The sequence below is a fragment of the uncultured Abyssibacter sp. genome, assembly GCF_964000955.1.
Lineage (GTDB): Bacteria > Pseudomonadota > Gammaproteobacteria > Nevskiales > OUC007 > Abyssibacter.
In genome coordinates, this window is sequence record NZ_CAXFCL010000099.1 from 1 (window position 1) to 5,954 (window position 5,954).

Annotated in this window: 7 protein-coding genes; 1 reads left to right on the top strand and 6 read right to left on the bottom strand. The window is 61.8% G+C overall.

Annotated elements, in window-relative coordinates; all coding sequences use genetic code 11:
• Positions 1–147: 147 nt before the first annotated feature.
• On the bottom strand, positions 148–1,743 hold the full coding sequence (locus ABNS06_RS04645) for a hypothetical protein (RefSeq protein WP_348672861.1): 1,596 nt from the start codon (positions 1,741–1,743) through the stop codon (positions 148–150).
• A gap of 134 nt (positions 1,744–1,877) precedes the next feature.
• Here ABNS06_RS04645 and ABNS06_RS04650 point away from each other — a divergent pair, with 134 nt between their 5' ends.
• A complete protein-coding gene (locus ABNS06_RS04650) occupies positions 1,878–2,723 on the top strand; it encodes a helix-turn-helix transcriptional regulator (RefSeq protein ID WP_348672862.1) in 846 nt (281 codons plus the stop codon).
• 16 nt (positions 2,724–2,739) lie between these two features.
• Here the strand turns inward: ABNS06_RS04650 and ABNS06_RS04655 are convergent, their stop codons facing one another.
• The 5 genes from ABNS06_RS04655 to ABNS06_RS04675 all read right to left on the bottom strand — a co-directional run.
• Positions 2,740–3,219, bottom strand: a complete 480-nt coding sequence (locus tag ABNS06_RS04655) for a hypothetical protein (RefSeq protein ID WP_348672864.1) — start codon at positions 3,217–3,219, stop codon at positions 2,740–2,742.
• Positions 3,219–3,656 carry a response regulator gene (locus tag ABNS06_RS04660; RefSeq protein WP_348672866.1) on the bottom strand — a complete coding sequence of 146 codons (438 nt, stop codon included), beginning with the start codon at positions 3,654–3,656 and terminating at the stop codon, positions 3,219–3,221. Before ABNS06_RS04660 ends, ABNS06_RS04655 begins: the two co-directional genes overlap by 1 nt.
• Positions 3,653–5,041 carry an ATP-binding protein gene (locus ABNS06_RS04665; protein ID WP_348672867.1) on the bottom strand — a complete coding sequence of 463 codons (1,389 nt, stop codon included), beginning with the start codon at positions 5,039–5,041 and terminating at the stop codon, positions 3,653–3,655. Before ABNS06_RS04665 ends, ABNS06_RS04660 begins: the two co-directional genes overlap by 4 nt.
• A gap of 125 nt (positions 5,042–5,166) precedes the next feature.
• Positions 5,167–5,637: a Dps family protein gene (locus ABNS06_RS04670; protein ID WP_348672868.1), complete on the bottom strand. Its 471-nt coding sequence runs from the start codon at positions 5,635–5,637 to the stop codon at positions 5,167–5,169.
• Between the two features lie 126 nt (positions 5,638–5,763).
• On the bottom strand, positions 5,764–5,954 hold a 191-nt coding region (locus ABNS06_RS04675), incomplete at its 5' end, for a hypothetical protein (protein ID WP_348672869.1).

Consider the following 5,954-nt stretch of genomic DNA (forward strand, 5'->3'; position numbering starts at 1 on the left):
CCACGGCCGTGCCCGCCGCTCCATCAACACCGACCCTCTCCCTCAGCGCCTCGGTCAGGCAACAAAGGTATTCGAGGCGGGCGCTGATACCGTCCGCGATATCGATTTCATCCACCTCGTGCATCAGTCTGCTGTCAACCTGCACCCTCAGACATTGGTGTCGACTGACTCGCCGCAATTCAGGTCTGCGCGAGTAGTAAGCTCTTCGGCGACACCACAGAGCAGTTCGGCACCGGATTCACGAACTTCGCTGTCCGCGCCGGTGGACCCCTCGTCGGGATTGGTCGCGACGTCGATGATGGAATCGCCGTTGCCATCACCGCCGTTGCCGTCATCCGGCACAGCATCGGTGTCGTTGATCAGCCCGAGACCGAGCGAACCACCACTACCGGAATCATCGCCGTTGAGCACGCCTGCACCGATGACGCCGCTGTTACCGGAACCGTCACCGTTGAGCACACCGGCACCAAGGGTTCCGCCGTTACCGCTGTCGTCGCCACCAAGCACCGCGACACCGATCTGACCGCCATTGCCCGAATCCTCACCGTTGAGCACGCCGGCACCAATCAGACCGCCATTGCCGCTGTCATCGCCGTTCAGTACACCCGCGCCGATCAGATCACCGTTACCGGAGTTGTTGCCGTTGAGCACGCCGGCACCGAGCGTGCCGTCGCCGCTGTGATCACCGGACAGCACCGCGACACCGAGACCGTCTCCGTGGCCGCTGTCGTCGCCGTTGAGCACGCCCAGGCCAATCAGGCTGCCCTGTGCGGAATCGTCACCGGACAGCACCGCGACGCCAATCAGACCACCGGAACCCGCGTTGTCACCCGCCAGCACGCCGACGTTCAGCAGACCGTTGGCGCTGGTGACGTCCTCGCCGGTGCCGATCCAGATGCCGTCGTAGACCTCCCCGATCGGCAACAGGCTCGCGAGCTGCGAGCCGACCGCGTCCAGCGTCAGCACGGTGTCACCGCCGTACATGATGTGCAGTGCATCACCGTCGTTCAGCAAACCGATGCCGAGACCTTCGGCAGACTGACCGGAATCGGTGCCGGACAGCACGCCCACGGCGAGCTGATCACCGTTGCCGGAACTGTTCTCGTTGAGGATGCCGACACCCAGCGCTCCACCCTCCCCGGCGTAGTTGCCGCTCAGCACGGCCAGCCCGAGCAGGCCACCGGTGCCGGTGCCGTCCTCGTTCAGAATGCCAATGCCCAGCAGACCACCGTTGCCCACATCGGCACCGGACAGCACGGCCGTGCCCAGCAGACCGTCGTCGCCGGTGTTGCCGACTTCATTGCCGCCCAGCACCGCCACGTCCAGCCTGTTGTTCTGGTCACCAAGTCCCAGGAACTGCCCCAGCAACAGATCAGCCAAAGGTTGGTCGATCACCGCCTCGCCCAGTTCCAGCAGCACCGGATACCCGGAGCCATCGGGACCAGTCTCGAACACGGTGATGTCGAGGAACCCGTCCGACGGACCGTCGGCCGCCCCCAGGCCCGGCAGCGGCGCGGAGCCGGCATTCGCTGAAAATCCGGCGAGTCCCGTGCCCAGATTCGTGGTGGTGCCGCGCAGTGAGGCCAGCGTCGCCCCAAGCAGCGGAATGGCGCCGCCTGCAGACTGCTGCGTGGTGGAGACGGAATCATTTCCCGACAGCGCACCAAGGAGATTTCCTACAGGGCCCGCCTTGGCAACCGTGCTAGCCAGAAGAGCCGAAATTGCAAAAAATAGGATGCGCATGGTCGCACCTCTTGGAGGTTAGTCGACCACATCACAGCATTTCGATCGGGACTCGCCTATCGTAATGTATATGATCGTAAGAACTACGGTCGTAAGAATTACGAGGCAAAGAAAGCACTACGGATAGTTTGTCGATGGAGCGCATATGGAGACGTTTTTTCAACTGCCAGCGCAATGCGCTGCAACTGGCGGTGCGCAACGGGAAGACCACGGTTTTTGACGAGGTCGCCGCAGTTTTTTCCGAGGAATATGGCCTTGCGGCGGTTCGTTGGGATGTCGCCATGGGCGATGATGAATGGACCACGATTTGTTCGTGGGAGCGTGACCAGAGCGGGATGGCCGGTGACCGCGTAACTTCGCAGGAAGTGGGCTTTGGCGAATCGCTTCGGAAACATCGCTTCACACTGCATCTGCTGCCTAACGCCAAAACTCTGCCGAGTAAGATCGCTCTCGCCATGTGCTCCACACTGCAAACCGCAACCGAGCTCCACGACGAGCATGAAATGTATGTGGCGGACGCCCGCAGCGACGGTGACGACGAACTGGGGCACGCCACGGTAGACGCGGAGGGACACGTGCTGCACGCCAACGAGCGTTTCGTGACGCTGCTGCGACGCAGCCAACCCGACTGGGATGCGCAAACGCTTCCGATGCCAATCGATCAGTCGCCGGCAACCTTGCGCCACGGCATGACCTGGAAAGGCCTGTTCTTCTATGTGGAGCCCGGTACGCCCTACATCCGACTGCGCGCACGCCCTGATCGTCGGCTGCCCAATCTGTCACCGCGGGAACTGGAGGTCGCACGCCTGATTGCATCCGGCATGACCTTCAAGGAAGTTTCACGCCGACTGGACATGGCGCCATCCACCGCATCCACGCATCTCTACAAGGTGTACGACAAGCTCGGCATCAATCGCCGTTCGGCGCTCGTCGAATGGCTGAATGAAAATTCCGACAGCCTGAATTCATCAGGCAAGTAGACGCGTCAACCGTTGTCTACGCGGGTGGATCGTCACTGGCATTGCCCTGAATCCAGTATTGCTGAGGAATCTTCCCGCAGTGGGTCGTAAGCAAGCCGTTCAACTTGTCCAGACCTGCCCGTAGCCGCTCGCCTTCCGAAATCGAATAACCTGCCCGCATCCGGGCGTGCACCTGAAGCTTGCCTTCCTGGTACTGCCGACAGCGGGAGGCTTCGCGGCCAGTCCAGCCTCGATCAATCTCACGTTGTTTCGGCGCCGCACCCGACGTGGCTCTACCGGAATGACCGGATTCGACGCGCCCCAAAGCGCGCTGTTCAACCTCCACGATCCGAGATGCCGCATGTGGGGTGCAGGGTCGATCCTGAATCGACTGGTGTCCATCCTTATCCCGGCAAATGTAGACCGTCGATGCCGGCGCGGTGCCCACAACCCCGGCGGCGATCGCCGTGACGATCATCTGCTTGCCCGACCATCGGCGAAGCGGCCAAAACGCCATCAGCCGTCGTCGCCATCCCGTTCGGCAAGAACCGTCGTCAATGTGCCATCCAGCCGTTTGAGATCGATGGGCTTGGTCAGGTACCCCTTGACGCAACTGAATCGGCTCGCGCGCGTGCGGTCACTGACGTCGTCGGAGCTCGTCAGCATGATGATGACCGGCCGCTGGCGCAGCTCACCCCGCTGCACCCTGCTCGTGAATTCTTCCAGAAACTCGAAACCGTCCATGCGCGGCATGTTGATGTCCAGAAGAATCACGTCCGGGCCAGGGGTTTCGCCCTCGATGACCACGTTCTGCTGCTCGAGTATCTCCAGAGCGCGCTCACCATCGTCGGCAACGGTGAGACTGCAGTCCGGCTGATGACTCTCGATCAGAACCTTGGTGTAGAACTGGTCGGCGGGTTGATCCTCGACAAGCATGTATCGCAGCGACTTCATCGGGGAATGCTCCGAGCAGCGGGAAGAATCACGGTAAACCGACTGCCGCGTGGCAGCGGCTCGTAGCGAACATCGCCACCGTGCCGTTGGGCCAGCTTCCTGACCAGATACAAGCCGAGGCCAGATCCGTTGCCGAGATCGGGGCGAAATCGCTCGAACATCTGGAACAGGCGATCCCGACGTTGAGGTTCGATTCCAACTCCGTTGTCTTCCACCGCTATCCGCAAGCTCGTTGAATCCTTGGTCAATGTCACCCTGACCTGAACACCATCCGACGATGGATCGGCATACGCAATGGCGTTCGCCAGCAGATTGTGAACCATCTTGCGGACAGCGGTCGCCGAAACCTCGACGCGACCAGCATCCACCAGGCCCGTGTCAATGACCACATCGCATGATCGTGCCTGAGCAAGCAGGTCGTCGCGAACCTCTTCCACGATCGCCCGAATCTCGTCCATCCGGGCCAGCGCCATGTCGACATCCGACACGGTCACCATCTTGATATCACGGATGAGTATGCGCGCGCGCGCCGCGCTGTCCTCGATCAGCGCCAGCGCCCGCCGGACTCCTTCGTCATCCCCACGATCCAGAAGCAGGCGCGCGGCGTGAACAACGCCCTGGATCGACGTCAGCGGCGCCACCAGATCATGCGACGTGCGATAGGCGAACTCCTTCAGTTCCGCGTTGGCGTCAGCGAGTCGCGTCCGTTCCAATTCCCTGGCCTGAATGGCGGTATGCGTTCGCCGCACGATCGGCCGAAAGATGAGCAGGCCTTCGAGTACCAGGGTGAGCAAGGTCAGCAGCCAGAACCAGACCTGAAGACGGTCGATTCGTGCCACGTCCTCACGTGCGTTGTGTTCGTAAATGCCGACGACCTGATCGAGCCGGCCCAGCAATTCGGTCGGTAGATCGCCGAAAATGCTCAACTGCGCGGTTTCAGCGACCGTACTCGCGGCCAGCACCAGATGCGCCTGATTGACATACTCCCGGACCATCCGATCCAGCGACGGCTCACCGGAGAAATAGGCATCCAGGACATTGTCGCGCCTTGGCGCCGGAACACCTCGACCGGGGCTCCCTGTCGTCAGGTCCTCATGACTGTTCAGAAATTCCGCCGTCGCCTTTCGCAGTTCATCCCGCGTCTCCGGCGGCCCTGCTTCACCCAGCGCCAGTTCATTGCGATACCGACTGACGTACAGCGCGATGCGCTGACTCAGCATGCGTTGCCGACCGCTGATGTTGACCACCGTGGCGCTGGAAGCCGCGGCGCGAAGCGATAGCCGCTTCACGACCATCTGTCCCGTCGCCAGACAGGCAATGATGATCAAGGCCAGCAGATAGCCTCGCGTCATCCAGCCCAGTTTTTCGGCCGCCCGAATCCTCATTGCCAATCTGTCCGTCGGTGTCTGCGGCCCTGACACGCCGGACGGGTCAGGGATCGGAGAGAGCATACCGCCAGGGCAGCTCCCATCCGACCCCGTTCAGGACGTCAGCGTCCTGTCACGACACTCTAGCGGCGCAGCGCTCTCAGCATCCACGAGGTCTTCTCGTGAATACGCATGCGGTCGGACACCAGTGCGGTCGTGGACTCGTCGTCGGCATCCTGCGCCAGCTTGAGCACTTCCCGACAGGTTTTGACGACCTGCTCGTGACCCTTGGTCAGCAGATCGACCATCTCCTCGGAACCGGGTACGCCCTCGACCTCGTCGATGGAGCTCAATCGCGAAAACTCCTTGTACGTGCCGGGTGCGGCCACACCCAGCGTGCGGATGCGCTCGGCGATGTCATCCACCGCGTCGGCCAGTTCGGTGTAGTGCTCCTCGAACATCAGATGCAGTTCACGGAACTGCGGGCCGGTGACGTTCCAGTGAAAGTTGTGCGTCTGCAGATAAAGCGTGTAGGAATCCGCCAGCAGACGCTTCAGGCCTTCCGCCACCTTCTCTCTGCTTTCGGCATCGATGCCGATATCGATTGTTGTCATGTCGTTGTGCTCCTGATGGTTAAGGGTTGATGTCAGTGAACGTGGCCCGCCTGTCTGTTGGACCCGATCCGGCATGCAGTCGTTCAGTGGAATCTGAAACCGGTGCGGACGACGGCGGGGCGAATCTCAGCGACTGATTTCGGTCACGTAATCGGCCGGGTCGGTGCCCATCAAGGCCTGCGCCGCGGACCATGCGGCGACCGCCTGCGCCCTGGCGCCGGCATGACGCGACTGGGCATCCAGCAGGTCGCGCTGCTGGCGCAGCAGGTCCTCCAGCGAACTCATGCCGACACGCTGCAATTCGGCCTGAACGTCGA